19 protein-coding genes and 1 pseudogene are annotated in these 16,215 nt (G+C 63.7%); 14 read left to right on the top strand and 6 right to left on the bottom strand.

Annotated elements, in window-relative coordinates; translation table 11 throughout:
- The first annotated feature begins 206 nt into the window (after positions 1-206).
- From AC5Y30_RS20820 to AC5Y30_RS20795, 6 genes are all read left to right on the top strand, one after another.
- Positions 207-512: a hypothetical protein gene (locus AC5Y30_RS20820; protein WP_036473583.1), complete on the top strand. Its 306-nt coding sequence runs from the start codon at positions 207-209 to the stop codon at positions 510-512.
- A 114-nt stretch (positions 513-626) separates the two neighbouring features.
- On the top strand, positions 627-1,625 hold the full coding sequence (locus AC5Y30_RS20815) for a hypothetical protein (protein WP_036473585.1): 999 nt from the start codon (positions 627-629) through the stop codon (positions 1,623-1,625).
- Between the two features lie 371 nt (positions 1,626-1,996).
- Entirely contained in the window at positions 1,997-2,335 is a 339-nt protein-coding gene (locus tag AC5Y30_RS20810) for a DUF732 domain-containing protein (RefSeq protein ID WP_064942984.1), read from the top strand.
- Between the two features lie 49 nt (positions 2,336-2,384).
- Positions 2,385-2,684, top strand: coding sequence for a hypothetical protein (locus AC5Y30_RS20805; protein ID WP_139813803.1), 300 nt, complete (start codon positions 2,385-2,387; stop codon positions 2,682-2,684).
- Positions 2,685-2,785: 101 nt separating this feature from the next.
- Positions 2,786-3,034, top strand: coding sequence for a hypothetical protein (locus tag AC5Y30_RS20800; RefSeq protein ID WP_196771085.1), 249 nt, complete (start codon positions 2,786-2,788; stop codon positions 3,032-3,034).
- A 263-nt stretch (positions 3,035-3,297) separates the two neighbouring features.
- A complete protein-coding gene (locus AC5Y30_RS20795) occupies positions 3,298-4,398 on the top strand; it encodes a hypothetical protein (protein ID WP_139813804.1) in 1,101 nt (366 codons plus the stop codon).
- 10 nt (positions 4,399-4,408) lie between these two features.
- On the opposite strand, the gene AC5Y30_RS20790 is transcribed toward AC5Y30_RS20795, so the two are convergent.
- From AC5Y30_RS20790 to AC5Y30_RS20775, 4 genes are read right to left on the bottom strand one after another with little or no spacing between them, the layout of a single operon-like run.
- Positions 4,409-5,128 carry a Csf3-related protein gene (locus AC5Y30_RS20790; RefSeq protein WP_036473593.1) on the bottom strand — a complete coding sequence of 240 codons (720 nt, stop codon included), beginning with the start codon at positions 5,126-5,128 and terminating at the stop codon, positions 4,409-4,411.
- Positions 5,129-5,137: 9 nt separating this feature from the next.
- Entirely contained in the window at positions 5,138-6,004 is an 867-nt protein-coding gene (locus AC5Y30_RS20785) for an RAMP superfamily CRISPR-associated protein (protein WP_036473596.1), read from the bottom strand.
- A complete protein-coding gene (locus tag AC5Y30_RS20780; RefSeq protein ID WP_036473597.1) occupies positions 6,001-6,468 on the bottom strand; it encodes a hypothetical protein in 468 nt (155 codons plus the stop codon). Before AC5Y30_RS20780 ends, AC5Y30_RS20785 begins: the two co-directional genes overlap by 4 nt.
- 55 nt (positions 6,469-6,523) lie before the next feature.
- On the bottom strand, positions 6,524-7,171 hold the full coding sequence (locus AC5Y30_RS20775) for a hypothetical protein (protein ID WP_036473599.1): 648 nt from the start codon (positions 7,169-7,171) through the stop codon (positions 6,524-6,526).
- Positions 7,172-7,394: 223 nt separating this feature from the next.
- On the opposite strand from AC5Y30_RS20775, the gene AC5Y30_RS20770 reads away from it, so the two are divergent.
- From AC5Y30_RS20770 to AC5Y30_RS20745, 6 genes are all read left to right on the top strand, one after another.
- A complete protein-coding gene (locus AC5Y30_RS20770) occupies positions 7,395-8,282 on the top strand; it encodes a hypothetical protein (RefSeq protein WP_036473601.1) in 888 nt (295 codons plus the stop codon).
- Positions 8,282-8,701: a hypothetical protein gene (locus tag AC5Y30_RS20765; RefSeq protein WP_036473603.1), complete on the top strand. Its 420-nt coding sequence runs from the start codon at positions 8,282-8,284 to the stop codon at positions 8,699-8,701. Before AC5Y30_RS20770 ends, AC5Y30_RS20765 begins: the two co-directional genes overlap by 1 nt.
- Positions 8,698-9,537 carry a phosphoadenosine phosphosulfate reductase domain-containing protein gene (locus tag AC5Y30_RS20760; protein WP_036473605.1) on the top strand — a complete coding sequence of 280 codons (840 nt, stop codon included), beginning with the start codon at positions 8,698-8,700 and terminating at the stop codon, positions 9,535-9,537. Before AC5Y30_RS20765 ends, AC5Y30_RS20760 begins: the two co-directional genes overlap by 4 nt.
- Before the next feature lie 380 nt (positions 9,538-9,917).
- Entirely contained in the window at positions 9,918-10,547 is a 630-nt protein-coding gene (locus AC5Y30_RS20755; RefSeq protein ID WP_036473607.1) for a TetR/AcrR family transcriptional regulator, read from the top strand.
- Positions 10,544-11,788 carry a glycosyltransferase gene (locus AC5Y30_RS20750; RefSeq protein ID WP_036473608.1) on the top strand — a complete coding sequence of 415 codons (1,245 nt, stop codon included), beginning with the start codon at positions 10,544-10,546 and terminating at the stop codon, positions 11,786-11,788. The genes AC5Y30_RS20755 and AC5Y30_RS20750 overlap by 4 nt, the downstream gene beginning before the upstream one ends.
- An 11-nt stretch (positions 11,789-11,799) precedes the next feature.
- Positions 11,800-12,066, top strand: a complete 267-nt coding sequence (locus tag AC5Y30_RS20745; protein ID WP_036473610.1) for a F0F1 ATP synthase subunit C — start codon at positions 11,800-11,802, stop codon at positions 12,064-12,066.
- A 242-nt stretch (positions 12,067-12,308) separates the two neighbouring features.
- Here AC5Y30_RS20745 and AC5Y30_RS20740 read toward each other — a convergent pair whose 3' ends face one another.
- On the bottom strand, positions 12,309-13,436 hold the full coding sequence (locus tag AC5Y30_RS20740) for a hypothetical protein (protein WP_064942985.1): 1,128 nt from the start codon (positions 13,434-13,436) through the stop codon (positions 12,309-12,311).
- A gap of 386 nt (positions 13,437-13,822) precedes the next feature.
- Between AC5Y30_RS20740 and AC5Y30_RS20735 the strand changes: the two genes are divergently transcribed.
- The gene (locus AC5Y30_RS20735) at positions 13,823-14,920 is read left to right on the top strand and encodes an AcrVA2 family anti-CRISPR protein (RefSeq protein WP_036473615.1); all 1,098 of its coding nucleotides are present in this window, start codon (positions 13,823-13,825) and stop codon (positions 14,918-14,920) included.
- Positions 14,921-15,054: 134 nt separating this feature from the next.
- On the opposite strand, the pseudogene AC5Y30_RS20730 reads toward AC5Y30_RS20735, so the two are convergent.
- Positions 15,055-15,191, bottom strand: a pseudogene (locus AC5Y30_RS20730) (hypothetical protein).
- A gap of 212 nt (positions 15,192-15,403) precedes the next feature.
- Between AC5Y30_RS20730 and AC5Y30_RS20725 the strand changes: the two are divergent.
- Positions 15,404-16,215 (top strand): hypothetical protein (locus AC5Y30_RS20725; protein WP_499920794.1); only part of this gene is annotated, 812 nt, incomplete at its 3' end.

Genomic DNA, 16,215 nt, shown 5'->3' with positions numbered 1-16,215 from the left:
GACAACGCTGACAATCACCGCGCCGGGATAACGACGTGAAGACATGGCCAAAGCCTACGGTGAGCGGCGCTGCGTCGAGATGGAAAACCGACGGCGGTAGCGGTGCAACCAACGATGTTCACCACGATATTCACGAAAAGTGTGGTCGAGAGTTCGGATGTCAGTTGAGATGGTCTCGAGAACGGACCGCGAAAGGAGGTGAACAGATGAAGAAAACGCTTCCTCTCGTGATGATGCTCTGTGGGCTCGTGTCGGGAGTCCTCGCAAGCCCTGCGGCGGCGGACATGAATAGCTACATGAACTGCATCCTGTTGAGTAGACAGCACTTGAACCCGGAACCACCTCAGGCAAAGCAGCTTGTCTACAACACGATCGGACAAGAAGTCTCCCGGAACATTCGCAACAACGGGAGTTCCTCGATGGCGGAGATCTCGCGTCTCGAAGGCAACGGGATTGACCCACAGCTCGCACAGATGATCGTCCAGTGTGCCAGCGTGAACGGGCCGATGTGATGTCATGTCGCGCAAGTTGCAAATGCTGGATCGGCCTGGTTCTTCCCAAGGGCCGCCTCCCTTCTGGGACACTTAGAACCTGTGTGGGCTCGAATCGTTGTTGCGCCTTGGTGGGTGAGCTGGCTGGCGAACGCCGCGTTCGGCGCGATCACGCTTGGCGCAGTCGCGGCGTTGCTGTACCCGAACTTTTTCGCCGTCACCGGATGGTTGTGGGGACCGCTCACCGTGGCGGGGTTCGCTCTACTGATATCCGCGTGCCTGGCTTTCGTCCAGCGCCCGTTCCGCCGGGCTTATTCTGCAGCCCTCACTGGACTTAGCCGCCAGCAGCTGCCCCAAATCAACAGGGCATTGCGCCGCGGAGAGATCCCTTCTGAACCGCGCGTGCTGGTGGCTGCCGTCAAGGTGGGCACTTTGCGGCTGGCGCACACGCGTAGGGCCCTGCGCGGGTCGAGGGCATTGATATGGCTGACGCCGGCCTTCCTCATCCTCGCCGGAGTTTTGTCCTTCCTAGCCAACGATATTCGGCGCGGAGTGTTCTTTGTCGGGTTCGCGCTGTACTTCGCGGCCTACTACGCATGGCTCGGGTACCGCAAGGATCAGCTGACCACGCACGTGGAGTCGTTGCGCGCAAGCGCAGAAGCTGACGACGCGGCGGTGGACGTCGACTATGCTGCGCCGCCGCGGCGACTAAGGATGTCGATCCCGCTGTTTATCGTGGCTGGAATCGCCACTGTGACAATCGCATACCTATCGGATCGCCCCAACCCGGACTGCCGGACCGTCGACTCGGTCGCCAACTTCAACTTCAAAACCAATAGCGTGCTCACAGCGCGGCTGACAGCGACCGACGTGGATCTGGCCAGCTACCGAGATTGGTCCAACCAGCTGCAAACCTACGCACGACAAGCATCCACCCCCGACATTGCTCGCCGCCTTCACCGGATCGCCGACCTATCCGTGCAGGCAGTGGCGCGGCGACAAGCTATCAACAACGACGAAATAGCCGGGCGCCCAAGCGATGCCATCCACAGCGACCAATCCGCATATCTGAGCACGATCAGCGAGCTGCTCGACGAACAGCAAGCCCTCATCTCAACCTGCCACCGTTCCTGACCCCGGCTCCCTCGCAAATTCATCGTGATGGCCGGCCCCGGTCTCAACCCGATTCTCACAGCGGCTATCACTGCACCGCTTGAGACTTCTGGAAGTGCTGGAGGAGAACTCTCTCAACGATTTCCGTGCCGAAACTCGGCCGATGGGATGCGGGCCTTCCACTGTGGCTTTCCCGCCTGCGGACACGTCTGGTTGCCAGGCGGTCCTCCGAGGGAGGCCTCGCGTCCACCTCAAACCGCCGGAAGCCAGTCCGGCTCGATGAAAACTGGCCACTTCGACAAAAGAACGATCGGCGATTTCGCTCCGCAGGCCTGTCGCCAGGGGTACCTTTTTCTGGCCAGGCGACCGGTGGCCCGATAGAAGGTGGAACGATGATAGCCGTGCGGTGGACGTCGACCCCGCTTGTCACCGCGGTTGCCGCGTTGCTGGCGCTGGCGCCGCTGGCGAAGGCGGATCCTCTCACCGCCTATGATGTGCAGTTCATCAACGCGCTAGCCGAGGTTCAGTGGCACACGTCGAGCCCGACGACCACCGTCCGGTTGGGGCATGACGTATGTAACGGGATATCGATGCAGGGATTGACCCCCCGGCAATCGGCCAACAGTGGGAGTTGGTGGGTGGTCCCTCCGGGCAGCGCCGGCGCGTTCGCGTTCGTCAAGACAGCGATCAGGTTCTATTGCCCGCAATACCTTTCAGCAGTCGACTGGTAACGGGCCGTGGGTGGGGTTAGGCCCTCGCGAAGACGATAGGAAGGTCAGGATGACGAGGGACAGAAAGCTTTTGGTAATCGCCATCGCCGCTGTCGTCGCCGTGGTTGTCCTGGTGTGGGGTGTTTCCACCCATGGTTTCAAGGACATGCGTTCATACAACTTGGGGCATAACGCAGGACTTCAGGACAAGAACTCACGCTACCCAGCCGGATGCGTCACGATGCTGCTGCTGGCCCTAGAGAGCAGTGATGCGGCAGGTCTCGACCAAGACGACTTCAACTCTGGTTGCAAGGACTCTGGAGACTGGTCAGGCATTAAGGGAGCCCCTGATCAGCCCAAACTCGGCTGAGTTACTCTCTGCCTGCCATCATGGCAAGGTGATGGGTGCTACGGATTATGGCCTTCTGATCGCCATCGGCCAGGCACTGCCCTGACGTGAGGATGGCACGATTGACCGACATGGAGGAAGACCTGCCTACCGTCAGCGTGCGTTTGTGGCGTGCCGACGCGATCGTCTTGTTCGACTGGTTGGCCCATACTGATCTGAACACGGTGCCGATCACGCATCCGGCGCAAAAGCAGGCGCTGGCTGATCTTTTGACCCGGTTCGAATGGGCGGCCGATGCGGATGTGACCGCGGCGACTGCTGACGAGGTCGCGGCGGCCCAAGCAGAAGTGTCGCGCGACATGGGCTGGTGAGGGAACAGAATCCGTTCGTGGCGGTGCTGACGAGCCTGCTGTCAAGATTGACCAACAGAGTCAAACCGGCGGCAACCGGAGCGGCACCAGAATTCGCGAACAACGGACGTCACGACTGCCCGCCAAAGCCATCGGGTCTTGTACGCGGCTGCCAACGCGGGCGCGTACATCTCCACGTGAAGCGCTCGCTGTGGGTCCAATCATCAGTACGAAGACGAACTCGACGCTCAGTGCGCGCATGGCTTCGTAGGTACCGTGGTCGAGTGTCTGACGAAGAAATGGCCGCATCGGAGCACGGCGTGCATCTGGAATGGTGGTACGACCTGGACCGGCCTTTTCTAGCCGAAGTGGACTTGCTTGCCGCCAGGTCAAGCTACTCGACGTCGTTCGTTACAGAGGACGGCGTCTTCGCCGCGACTGTACGTCTGCCACGGACGCCCGACGCTGAAACCGGGCTTGCGGATTATTTGGCGCCTCCGCGCGATTGGGCGGCAGCGCTACCCACGCCCGATGAAGAATGGGGAATCCACTACAAGGACCATACGCTGGGCTTCAAAGGTGTTGTCATCAAACGTCTTGCCTTCAGCATTCAGGCTGGGCCGGAGGTCGTGGAGCCCGCCATACGTTCGGAGTGGGGGCAGGACCTTCTAGCGTTGGAGATTCTCAACACGATTGATACCTGGTGGGAGAATGTCAGGACATGGCTCGAGATTGCAACTAACCAACGCCTCGCACAAGTCGGCCACGAGGCCAGCGATTGGTTAAACCCGAATACGCGGACGTCGATATGGACGGTCGACGAAAGCGGGGAAAGGAAGCCGTTGAGGGCCGGCGGCACTGTTGTTCAGGGCCCTGAGCGAGTCCTCGGTGTGACCGCAACGATTCTGCAGGATTGCTTGGCGCTCGCACACATTGAGCCGCCACTGGCATGGACTCTGTTGCGGGACGCGCGCGCTCTGCAAAACGCCGATCAGTACCGCCGCTCGGTCATCGATGCAGCCACTGCAGCAGAGCTGGCTGCGACCAAGCTGGTTGACGATCTGCTAGTGGGAACCGAGTCGGGGGAGCGAGCAAGGCTCCTCCGCGACCGAAGCCATCAGGGACTTGGAGGGAAGGCAGTACTGCTGAGGGAATTGGGGCAGGGCCCTTCGGAGGGTTTCAAAACTGATCTAGTGGCCAGGCGAAATGACGCTGTGCACGAAGGGATAGATCTGAAATATCTCGAGTGGCAGGCGGCGTTTCGTGCGGCGTTAGCCCTTGTCGAGCAAGGCTTTCCACTGCCCACGGCGCCGGGTTCAAGCGGGCCGCTAACGTGTTATTGGTCTCAGGCCGTAGAAGCGCAGAATGTCCATTCGTGGCCGTGATGCGAGCCTGCTAGCGGGCTGGTTGGTAGGCGTTGGCGCGGCTCGCAGGGTGCAGGTACGGGGGCCGGACGGCGGCGGTACCCAGCTGTCCTGTCTGGACACCGGGGGTGTGGGTGAGGCAGCGCACCGGCGTTGTGCGGCCGAGTACGCCGGGCTCGTGTTCGTGGCCGGCGGCCCAGCGTGAGATATCGGGGGTTTCGGTGACTTCCCATCGTGTGACGAGGCCTTCTCCGACCCCGCGGTGCTTGCCGATCGAAAAGAGGTCGGTGAGCAGCTCACGGATGAGGTCGGCGTCGCCGACGGCGCGCCAGGTCAAGGTCGCGGCGGGATGCGCCATGACAGGGACGATGCGCTTTTGATAGCGGCCCTGGGCGTCGGAAACTGCTTGGCTTCCAATGACGGGGGTCAGCTGCTGAAGCCGGCCCCGATTCGTGCGTGAGGTGCGCCAGCGCATGTCGGGGTCGGTGACGTGATGGGGGTGGAGGTCGGCGAAGGTGGCCATCCAGTGCCAGTCGGCGTCAGAGGTGGGATTGCCGCATTTGGCGAGGGGAAGGTCCAGTGTCTCAGGGTCTTTGGTGTGCTGATAGGTGAACTCTTCGCCCGCTGTGCGGGCGGCCCACTTACGGCGGTGCCACAGTACTGAGGCGAGTAATCCATCCAAGGCCACGCCCCAGGGGCGGGACAGCACGACACCGTGTGGTGTGGTGGCGGTGATCTGCAGAGCAATCATGTGTGTGTGTCAACTCAGTTGCGATAGCGTGGTGATCGCCTCGTCGCGGTGAGCGGTTAGGTCCGCTGCCCAGTCGATGTTGTCGCTGGGCAGATTTCCGCGAAGCGTGGTCGCGGTGACGGTGGCGGTGACCTGTCCGTGGCCGGCGGCGATGCGGCCGCCGAGGTGTCCTCGGGTGGCGAATTCGTCCAGGACGGAAAGCAGAAATGCTGCTTGGATGGGGGTGGCGTTGGTGAGTCGAACCCAGGTCTGAAGTCGGGTTCCGGCCGGCAGCGTCTCCACCCCGAATCGTCCGAGCGGACTGCTGTTTTCATCCGAGTCCGTGCTGGGAGGCCAGGCGGTGGTGGTGCGGTGATCGGACAGGTGGCTAAACGATTCTTCTGCGACGCCAAGCACGGCAGACAAGGCTTTGGATCGCGGTGGGCGGGGCAGGATGTGGGAGAGTTCGGCGATCTCGGGCAGCACCTTGCCGACGTCCAGTAGCCCCGACATGATGCGGCCCGACGCCGCCCCGCCGAATACCGCGACCTGGGGCAGTAGAGCCTTGAGGCGGCGTTCTTGCTCGTCAGTAAGGGGCCGCGCGGATTTGGCCAGCCGGCCGCCGTTGGTGAGTAGGTGTGCTGCCGGGATGGGCAGGGCGGTGTCTTCGTAGTTGAGCACGGCGGCGGTCAGTGACTCTCCGATGCGGCGCAAGATGCCGCGGAAGCCGCTGCCCGACACGATCGGGACAAGTATCACTTCACCGGTAGGGGTGATGATTTTTTCTCGGCGGAACAAGGCGAAATTGTCGGTGCCGATGGCGCTGTAGTCCTCGCGGTGCACGATCGAGGATCGGGCCAAGACGTCGATGTCGAAGTGAACGCTGATCAAGCTCACCCGCGGGCCGCTTTCCGTTGTTCGGCAACAGCTTCGGCGATGATGCGCACTCGCAGCAGCAGTGCCGGCAGACTGTCACGTAGCACGGCGATGACGGGTAGCGACGGTTGGCGTAGCAGCATGGCTAGCTCGAGGCGTCGATCCCGCTGCCGGGGCGCGCAGACCTCGAGCTGTATGGACACATCAGACCACCAGCGATCCAGGGTGTCGGCGCGGTAGGCGGCACGGCGAACTCGACCGGGCAGCAGCTCGTCCCAGTAGGTTTTGCGGTATCGCGGGTCGGCGAGCCAGCTTCTCTCCCAGTCGATGCTGTAGTGCAGTAGCAGCAGCAGCCGTTCAGCGGTGTCGGCGGGACTGGGCCGGGCGGCTTCTTTCGTTTCGGCGTCCGGGGCGGGTTCGTCGAAGGGGGGCAGTTCGGGAACCAGGGCACGCCACGCCTGGGTGGGAGTGGGAGCTGCCGTCATGGGTGAAGCGTAAATGGCCCGGCAGTCACCGGGTGGTGATCGCTCGGCGCGCGGGTTAGGGCTGAGGCGTCGGCATGGTGGTGAGGGCGCGAGCTGCTGCCCACAGTGGCGGGACGGTGCGCCATATCTGCAGTGCTGTCCAGGCAGCCAGGATGCGCCCCCAATGGCTGGACGGCTGAGCGCGCAGTAACCGCGAGGGAGGCGCCGGATGGCTCAGCTGGGTCCAGGTTGCGCCCACGGTGGTGCGCAGCCAGATCAGGTCGGTCAGCCGGGTCGCCGCAGCGGCATCCCAGGGCACGACGAGACCATCGGTGGCGAGATGTCCCCATTGGGCGGTCGGCAGGATGTGGCGGCGTCGAGCGGTCGGAAGGATCGCGGCTTGAGAGGTCGGCAAGGCGCCGCCAGCGAGCGCGTCAGCCAATGCGGCACCGGTGGAGTACTCCGTCACGGTCGTCGCAGTGACCAGTAAAGCCAGTTGTGTGGTGGGAGGGGTGCTGTAGGCCCAGGCGCATGGCACACAGAGCCGGCGGGATCCGAATGGCCAGGCGTCGAAACCGGTGAACTTCTCAGAAATGATGCGCGAGCTCAGCACGGTCGGCCCCTCTTCGCCGCAGCGCCCGCAGCGGCCATCTACCGGCGACGGCGCGTCCACGGCGGGTCGACCGGCGGCAACCCATGCCGCGGCGGCGGGATCGGAAAGCATGCTGGCGCCACGATACGGCCGGATCGGTTGGTATCGTGAGCGACACGAAACGCACACAGGGGTCGGGTGAGGGTTTCACCTGAGGCGGCTCCGGAAGGCTGATTATCAGTCCATCCGGGGCCGCCTCCCTCTTTTCGGTCTGGCGCGCGCAGCAATCCCGCTTGGTGTCCAGGTTGGCCCATACACTGCCCTTGATCGTCGAGCTAGGGAAGTTTGAGACCGCGTGGGTGCCAAGACCGCCAGACCGAACCGGGAACAACCCGTCGTCGTCGATGTCGAAGGTGGCCCGATCTCCGCGCGCGACGTGAAGGCCGCCCGCGAGGTGGCCGAGGATGCGATGACAGAGCGTGGCTTCCAGCGCCTGGCCAACCAGATCACCGACGAACTGCGCGACGCGGACACCTCACTGACCCGGGCGGCTCGCGACCGTGATCGCGCCACGCCTCGAGATAGGAGCCATATCGAGTCCGGGCGCCTGCGCGGCGAACTGCCGCCCCGCGAGGAGTTCCGGGAAAGGCTGAGCGGTCGCCAGCGCAAGATCCGCTCGGCGGTCAAGAACCAGGTGATGGCCGCCGCGCCGGCGTCGCAGCACGCCGCGATCGCGAGCATGCTGACCAGCGAAGACCCCACTGAGTGGCGGCGCATCAACGAGAAGCTGCACCGCTCGGCGGGTGACGTCCAACAACTGGCGGACACTGATCGGGCGAAGGTGCAGCGCCTCGACAGGGCGATCCAGGCGTATGAACGCCTCAACGACCGCACCCACCGCGTCTACGTTGCGGTGAAGCTGCCCGATAACCGTGGCGACATCACCAAGCCCTCCGACCTGCCGGCTAACCTGCGGCCCGGTGCGAGCATCGCGTTCGACCAGTTCACCCTCACTCGACACAACTTGCATGAGACGCCGGGCCACGACAGCTCCCGGCATGTGGTGTTCGAGGTTGTGACGAGCCGTGGGATGTATTTGGGTCGCTCCGACAGCGTGGAAGACACCACCCATATCCTCCCGAGAGGAATGCAGTTCGACGTAGCGTCCGCCGAACACGTCGCCTATGCAACCCGATCCGGAGGCTTCAACGAACGCGTCGTCTTGCAACTGAGGGAGCGGTGATGACCCCCACCGAATGGATCGTGCACCCCAACCGATCCGACATTGGATCCGACGAGCCCGGCCGCAACGGTCATTACCGCTCGCTCACCCGCCCGCGGAAGCCGGCCATCGAACCGTGCCTGGCCCGAGTAAGGCTGCCGCGCAGACTATCCGACGTCGCCGACGCTGATGGCACCATTACCTTCGGCGGCAACGACTGGTGGTTCGTCGTCGGCGCGGCCCGCACCTTCGTCCGCACCCACATCGACTCAAACGTGCCGCCGCCGTTTGGATTCAAGCGCAACGGACAGTGGTGGTGGTGGGACGACACCACCAGCGTGGAATCGATTCTCGAAGGCCCAGAGGGCATCGACTACGTCCGCGAATACCTCGCTCGGCTGTTCCCGAGGTGCACCGTCACCGTCAGCGACGCACGATGACCACGACGCCGGCCGGACTAGACCTGCACACGTTACGCGGCATCGCCGCCCGCCGGCGCGGGGCCCAGGGCCACCAGCATCTGCTCGACCGCATCGCCGAACACCTCGACGAGAACGACGGGTTCGTATCTTGGAGTGGCGGCAAGGATTCCACCGTCGTAGTCGACCTCGCTCGGCAGGTCGACCCGCACATCCCAGTGGTGTTCTTCGACAGCGGGCTGCAGTTCCCTGAGACGCTGCGTTATCTGGAGGACCTGGCGCAGGAATGGCAGCTGAACTACCACGTGATCACCGCTGACCCAGATTTGCTGACGGTGCTGATCGCCGGCGGTGGTTTCGACCATCACGCAGTCGATCGTCGGTTGCGCGGACAGCTCGCCGACATCATGATCACCGGGCCCGCGGCCGAGGCGCACCGCCGCTACGGCCGCGGATCGCTGTGGGGAGTGCGCGCTGAGGAGTCCCACGGCCGACGGATGCTGTACCGGCGCGGTCTGGGCGCCGAAACGCGGGCTCGACAGCACAGTTCGCAGTCAGATGTACGCGCGCAAGTCGGCGGAGTGGTGCGCCGAGCGGACGGCACCATTACCTATGGCCCGATCTGGGACTGGCAACGCTCGCATGTCTTCGAGTACCTGGCCGGCCGCGACATCGAGCCCAACCCGCTCTACCGCAAGCTCGCCGAACTCGGAGTCCCCGAACAGCAAATCCGCGTCGACTCGATCATCGACGCCTCCAAGCTGTCCAACGGACACATCGCCTGGCTGCAAAAAGGCTGGCCAGATCTATATGACCGGCTCAGTCGTGCTCTACCGCGGCTGACTGAATGGACGTGAAAGCCGCTGTCGGACTGCGCTATTGGCGGCGGCGCCTCCTCCTCCTCCTCCTCCTCCTCTCCTCGTGGCAGTGCCAATTCATCTGAAATGTCCCCAAAAGGCATATGGGACATAAGGTAAGAGGCACAGCGGTTGTTATCTACTCGCGTTGGCGCGATTGCCGGCCGCTGGCCCTGTGTGCCGATCTCAGCGTCGTTTGTTCGTGAATCCTGACGTCGGCGCCCGTTTTCCCGGTCGAGTATTTGCGAATGTGGGCGTCGCGAATTCCGTGAGATGGCGGCCGGTTGGCGCACCGCTCTGCGGCATGCACGTAAAGGCCGAGGAACCGCGTACGTGGGCGCACGCTTTCGCGCGCTGATCGCTTGATCTAATATCAGAGTATGCGATCAGATCTGCAGAAGCCGGCGACCTTCACCCAGTCGGCGCGACGGGCGCAGATTGTGGCCGCCGCGATCGAGGTGATCGCCGAAATCGGGTGGGCTCAGGCGTCGATCCGCAAGATCGCTGATCGGGTTGGGGTGGCGATGAGCGCGGTGCTGTATCACTTCGGCACCAAGGACAACTTGGTCGACGCGATCGTCGAGGAGATGTATCGCACGGCGCTGTCGTTCGTCGGACCGGCCGTCGATGCGCAGTCAACCGCGGCGAACAAGCTCGCCGCCTACATCACAAGCAGCGTCGCGTACTTCGATACCCACCGTTCGCACCTGGCGGCCCTCACGCAGCTCGGTACGAGCTACCAGCCGGCAGACGGGCGCCGTTTCGAGGAACTCGAAGTGACGGCTGAGCTACAACAGGAACTGGCTGTCTTGGACCCGACGACGATCTTGACGGCGGGGCAACAGGATGGACAATTCGGCGATTTCCCGATCACGTCGATGGCGGTCGCCCTCCGGGGCGCGGTCAATGCCGCGGTGGAGAATATCTTGCGCGATCCCGCCTTCGACGCCCGTGCGTACGGTGAAGACCTGGTCGCCATCTTCGGTCGTGCCGTGGCGGTGAACCGATGAGCCGGATTGTCATCATCGCCGTGGGTAGCCGCGGCGATGTCGCTCCCCTCACCGGGGTGGGCGTGGCGCTACAGCAGGCCGGACACGAGGTCGCCATAGCCGCCTACACCCCCTTCGCGGACATGATTTCCGGCTGCGGTTTGGGGTTTCGCGAGCTGCCGGCCGATTTGCAGCCTGCCGCCGATGGCGCCGAGGTATCACCCGTCAAAGGTTTGGCAGCATTCGCCTCGCCTAGAGGCATGCGCGCCCTGGGCAACGACATCCTCTCGGCCGTCGCCGACGAACCCGCAGACATCCTGCTGCTATCACCGTTCGCCGAAATGGTTGGACACCCGCTCGCCGAAGCGAAAGCTATTCCCTCTCTTGGGCTCCGGTTGCAGCCACTGTCAGCGACCGCGCAGTACCCGCCGTCGATTGTGGGTTCCTGGTCGGCCGGGTCGTGCGGAAATCGGGTTGCCGCCAACGCAGGCGCCTGGTTACTGGACTCCCTATACGGCGGCGTGGTCGCGCAATTCCGCCGCCAGCTCGGGCTGTCGCGCACCTCCGCCCGTCGGCTGCGTCAACAACGCACCACTGCGCAATGGCCTGTCCTGCACGGGTATTCACCGAGGGTGGCGCCCCGGCCTACGGACTGGCGCCCGGGATTGGAAGTCACTGGTTACTGGTGGCCGGCGAGCGCCGGCATCTGGGAACCGCCTGCTGACCTCGCCGAGTTCCTCGCTGCCGGTCCACCGCCGGTGTTTGTCGGGCTCGGCAGCATGATGACCACCTCGGCGCGAGCCGAGCAGCTATCGGACACGATCCGCCGAGCGGCCCAACTGGCCGACGTCCGGGTCATCGTGCAAGCTGGCTGGACCAATCTACATGTCGCCGAGGACCATATGTTGACCATCGGCGACACCCCACACGACTGGCTGTTTCCTCGGGTTGCCGCCGTGGCGCACCACTGCGGGGCGGGAACCACCGCGGCAGGTATTCGCACCGGAGTGCCCACCATCGCCTTACCCGCCTATGGTGATGGCCCGTTCTGGGCCAGGCGCATCACCGAACTCGGGATCTGCGCGGCCACCATCAACCAGCGCAAACTCACCTCGCAACGCCTTGCCGAGGCAATGCGCATCGCCGTCAACGATCCGCTGCTGAGGGATAACGCCCGCCAAATCAGCGTGCTGATAAGCGCTGAAGACGGTGCTGCACAAGTTGTTTCATCAGTTAGTTCCCTGATCCAACAATTCACGTAGAGGAGTAACCGATGGCCGCGGACCCCGAACTCGTCCACGCAATCATCACCGCAGGAGCCCTTGCCGGTGGAGGCTTGATGATGGCCGGAGGCGCGATCGGCGCCGGCATCGGTGACGGCATGGCCGGCGCTCAACTAGTCGCCGGCGTGGCCCGCCAACCCGAGGCCCAACAACGAATGTTCGCGCCCTTCCTCATCACTGTGGGCCTGGTCGAAGCTGTCTTCTTCATCAACCTCGCCTTCATGGCGTTGTTTGTCTTCGCCACACCCGGCAAGTAATACGTCGTTGGCAGGATCGCGGCTTTACCGACTCACGACTCTGCGCAGCCATCGTCGGCCGATTCATATTCGGCCGCAACATCTTCGATGACCGGAACCGACTCTTACCGCCTCGGCCACCACGACACGCCCATCTCACAATGGCGTCAATATTGACCAACAGAATCAGAGTGGCGGCAACCCGAGCGGCACCAGATTTCGCCAACAACCGACGTCACGATTGCCCGCCAAAGCCAGGCCGCCTACGGCGTTGGCAGATCGGTAAGCCAGTCGACCAAATCTGCCGGGCGGCGAGGAAGGAAAGGCTGGAAGACGTTCAGCTCGCGGCTGGTAACCACCTGGTTGCGCGCGGCCTTGTCGATGAATACCGCGTCGCAGTAGGGCACTGCGATCGCCAGCGCATCGATGTCCTGCATGTCGTTCGTCGTCCATTCATGGCGACTATCGCTGTGGTATCGCTCCTTCACCGAAGCGGCCACGCGGGTTGAGGGCATCCCGTCGATGAAATTCCGTACTTTGGCGAGGCATTCGGGTGTCGGGGGATCCTGTATCCCGAGGATCTGGGACAGTGACAGCCCGGTGGCTCTCTGTGCGCGGTCGACCAGGTGTCCGAGCTCGGCGTAAAGCTCATTGGCGTTGACCACGTCGCGCAACTTGGACTGCCGAAGCGCTGGATCCGCATCCAGCTTGCCGACGAGGTCGTTCTCCCGCTCGGCCCGCTTCTTGAGCATGTCGCGCCAGCCGTCCAAGCTGTACCCGGCTTGGAGTAAGGCAGGATCCTCGTGGTCGTCGGGTCCGGTGACCAGTTGGCGCATCGCCCATCGATTCAGACTTGCCATCGGATCAGCGCCTGTCTGTATTCCCATGTCCTGACAGAGCTTCTCAGCCCACCACGATGCTTCCTCCGCGGTGGTTCCCTCGAAGACGATGCCGCCCTTCTGCCCGAAGGCATGCAGCATGTGCGTTCCCACAAGCGGGATGTGCCCTTGAGAGGTGACCGTCATGGTCGGCAGATCGTTGAGCGCGGCCTCGAACTCGAGCTCCATGATCTGGGGGCGTCCCAGGAAGAAGTTGAAGTCGGACAACTCCTCCATCACTGCTACAACGTCCCGGCGCTGGGCGGCGCTGGCGATGTTGTAGATCTCCAGGATGTGCGTCGACGACAACGGGAACATCGCGCGGCCGTCGGCCAGAGCCTGCCGACAGACCGCGAACAGGTCGCGGTAGCCGGGTGGTGCGGTCCCGACCGCGACTTTCGCCAGGTTGATGCAGGCGAACGTGTCCAGGTACACGAGAGCTGGCGGCCTGGGTGGCAAGGCCAGGTCGCTGGGCCAGACGACGTCGGCCCGGACGCCGTAGGCAGTGGGCAACGACCCCCACCCCTCTCGCGCATGGTTGGACGTCGACAATGATCCCCCGTAGGGGAGGGATGCCGCAAACGCTTGATCGGCGCGACACGGCCGATTGCCTCCGCCGGAGCGCTAACGCTGTGTGGCCGAGCTCTATTGATGGTGCATTAGATCGCCGGTTTGCGCCGGCGTAGGAAGCATCCGATTCCTCCTAGCGCGGTTGTCAGGACGATGGCGTCGGCCCCGAGGGTTAACAGGGCGAGGAGTCCTTTGGCGATGTCGACGGGGAAACGACACACCTCTCTCCCGCCTGCTGATCACCTTTGAGGGCGCCGGGTTCGCTCGTGCGGCGTTGACCATGTGCGTGTTCTCGCGTTGTCCGGCTCGGCGTGCGGGAGGATGGGGGTGTGGTGAAGAAGAAAGGTCGCGATCTGCGGACCAAGCGGCACATCAAGGTTGATGATGCGGCCGCGGTGATCGCCGCGTTCCAGTGGTGGGCGAACCGACCACCAGCACGCAACCCCGCCACGCAGTGGGCTCAAGACGTGGCCGGGATGATCTTCGAGAAGTGGTCCGACAGTCCTGTGGTGTTGCGCGTCGACGACGAGTTCGCTGGCGCGTTGATCAACGCGAAGACCGATGTGGAGCTCGTCCCGGACTGGTTGACACGGTTCCCGTTCGATGCCGTCGCTTACAGCCTTGCCACCCCGCTGTCACTGCACGACGGGCGCCGCATGTGTCACTACCTCGGAATGGTCGTGGCCGGCACGGTCAGTCAGTACCGGAACTTGACAGGTTCGGGACCGACGCCTGCGGTGGGCAACATGAAGCTTCGAGGCGCCGACGGCCGCGGCGTATTAACGGGTTACACGAATATACCTGCAGCGCAGGGTGTTCGGTGCATGTGGGTGTATAAGGAGGAGGGCGACCCGACCCCGCAAGTCCAGAGCGTGACTTTCCCGCTCCGCGGCGACCTTGCAGCAGCGACGACGCTGGCCGATCTGGTCAGGGTGCAGATTCAAGGTGCGCACGAGGCTGGGAACTCCAATGGCGAGGAGTTGCCGGTCCTCATCCCGTTGTCGTTGTCGCTGTTGTTGTACTCCGCGGCGGGTGATCCCGAAATCGACTGGCCTCCCGCTGAGCAGATTTCTCGACCGCAGCAGATCCGCCGCGCCGAAATCGGCAATCTGGGATGGCGGACCGGCGCAGCGCTGCGACAGTACCGCCGGCAAGCGGGCGAGCGCACAGGAGATGTGGGCATTGCTGGATGGAGGCTCCCGCCTCATATCCGGATCGCCCATTGGCATCGAGTCCGCGTCGCCGAACGAGACGAGAGCGGCAACGTGACCGGAAACCGACTTGGCGCCGAAGGCATCGATTGGCACTACGAACTGCGCTGGTACCCACCGACGCCGGTGAATGCCGACGGTGGCATTGCCCCTGCAGTTCGAGATTTGAACTTAGGGCGATCTTGCTCGCCTATAAATGACGCGAATTTGAGATAAACCGTAGAGACAAGACTAATCGCATCGCCGCAGCTCAGGGGAGCGCGATAGGACACGAAAAGCGAGAACCTACAGGCGCCGCCGCGCGGGGGAAGTCCACTGGGTTGAGCACCGGTCGGTGTTGCGTTGTGGGTCTATTGCTGGTTCGTGCGGCGCTTGTCCGACCATGCCCGGTACCCCATCAACACGGCCAGGCCCCCGTACTGATCAAGCCCAGCCACGTGCCATGGATGGCGTTTACCACGAAGAGTGCCAGAAATAGCGCAGCCATCACTGCGAAGAAGACTGAGCTGTTCAGGCGGTTCCTCTTCACCCGCGTCCTCCTCTCCGTTGGCGTGCCTGGGTTGAGCATGCCAGTCATCATCCAGTCTGCAGTAGGCGCGAGGTGGATAACCGCCAGCGTCGCATGGCGTTGGTAGCATCGGCGTGGAAGGGCAGGCCAGCAAGGGGCCGGCCCGAGATCTCCGGAGGGGAGAAGGAATCATGAAAGTGGATTTGGCGGGTGTGTCGCCCGCCGCTGTCTGCATCCGGGAGGACGACATCGACGAGCCGCCGTACCTGTGGTCAGACTTGATCGCTCGTCGCAACGCGTTGAGTCTGCGCGTCGAGGACCTCGTGCCGGTGCTGCGTGTCGATCTGCGCAAATACCGTTCGCGGGAGACTGGTGCCTTGGAGGTCGGTCCGGAGCTCGTCGACGAGCTGATCGCGATGGAGGAGTTTGTCGCCGGCGAGGCCGCGCGCATTATCGCCGCGGCGCCGGCTGAAGGCACCGTGGTGCTGAGGGCTGTGGTCGACCAGGCCGAATTTGAAGACGCCCATCCCGACGCGCGCACTCTGCGGGATCTGGCGGCCTACCCGCTGTCGCTGCAGCATGTGGCCGTGGGGCGGGCCGCCGGGCAGTTGAGCCGGCACGGCCGCGTCGTTGAGGTGTACCGCGGTGAGCAGCGCGGTGACCTCACCGTGCGCCGGCTGGCGGCGGGCCTGCTCAAGGAGGAGACCGCTCGGTTACTCGGTGTGGATGCGAAGCGTTACGCCAAGTTCGAGCGCAGCACCGCGGCGCCGCCGGCAGGGCTGGTGGCTGAACTGCAGGCCGTTGACGACTTCATCGCTGCCAGCGCCGAGCAGCTCGAGGTGGCTGAGGTCGATGGCGTCAGTGTGGTGCTGATGTTTGACGACCAGGACGCGTTTGAGAGGACCTACCCGCAGGCCCGGACTAAGCGCGACGGCAGGGTCTATCCGCGCCGGGTGCATCGGGTGGCCGCCGCGCGCCGCGCTCACGAACTTGAGGCGGCCGG

The organism is Mycobacterium sp. NGS27, from assembly GCF_059813005.1.
Note: the sequence above shows the minus strand (reverse complement) of the source record. Positions and strands in the feature narration are given on the sequence as shown.

What these genes read in the sequence shown, in the direction of transcription:
- AC5Y30_RS20820 (WP_036473583.1), top strand. Translation starts at nt 207, where the DNA reads ATGAAGAAAACGCTTCCTCTCGTGATGATGCTCTGTGGGCTCGTGTCG.
- AC5Y30_RS20810 (WP_064942984.1), top strand. Translation starts at nt 1,997, where the DNA reads ATGATAGCCGTGCGGTGGACGTCGACCCCGCTTGTCACCGCGGTTGCC.
- AC5Y30_RS20805 (WP_139813803.1), top strand. Translation starts at nt 2,385, where the DNA reads ATGACGAGGGACAGAAAGCTTTTGGTAATCGCCATCGCCGCTGTCGTC.
- AC5Y30_RS20790 (WP_036473593.1), bottom strand. Translation starts at nt 5,128, where the DNA reads ATGATTGCTCTGCAGATCACCGCCACCACACCACACGGTGTCGTGCTG.
- AC5Y30_RS20780 (WP_036473597.1), bottom strand. Translation starts at nt 6,468, where the DNA reads ATGACGGCAGCTCCCACTCCCACCCAGGCGTGGCGTGCCCTGGTTCCC.
- AC5Y30_RS20775 (WP_036473599.1), bottom strand. Translation starts at nt 7,171, where the DNA reads ATGCTTTCCGATCCCGCCGCCGCGGCATGGGTTGCCGCCGGTCGACCC.
- AC5Y30_RS20765 (WP_036473603.1), top strand. Translation starts at nt 8,282, where the DNA reads ATGACCCCCACCGAATGGATCGTGCACCCCAACCGATCCGACATTGGA.
- AC5Y30_RS20760 (WP_036473605.1), top strand. Translation starts at nt 8,698, where the DNA reads ATGACCACGACGCCGGCCGGACTAGACCTGCACACGTTACGCGGCATC.
- AC5Y30_RS20755 (WP_036473607.1), top strand. Translation starts at nt 9,918, where the DNA reads ATGCGATCAGATCTGCAGAAGCCGGCGACCTTCACCCAGTCGGCGCGA.
- AC5Y30_RS20750 (WP_036473608.1), top strand. Translation starts at nt 10,544, where the DNA reads ATGAGCCGGATTGTCATCATCGCCGTGGGTAGCCGCGGCGATGTCGCT.
- AC5Y30_RS20745 (WP_036473610.1), top strand. Translation starts at nt 11,800, where the DNA reads ATGGCCGCGGACCCCGAACTCGTCCACGCAATCATCACCGCAGGAGCC.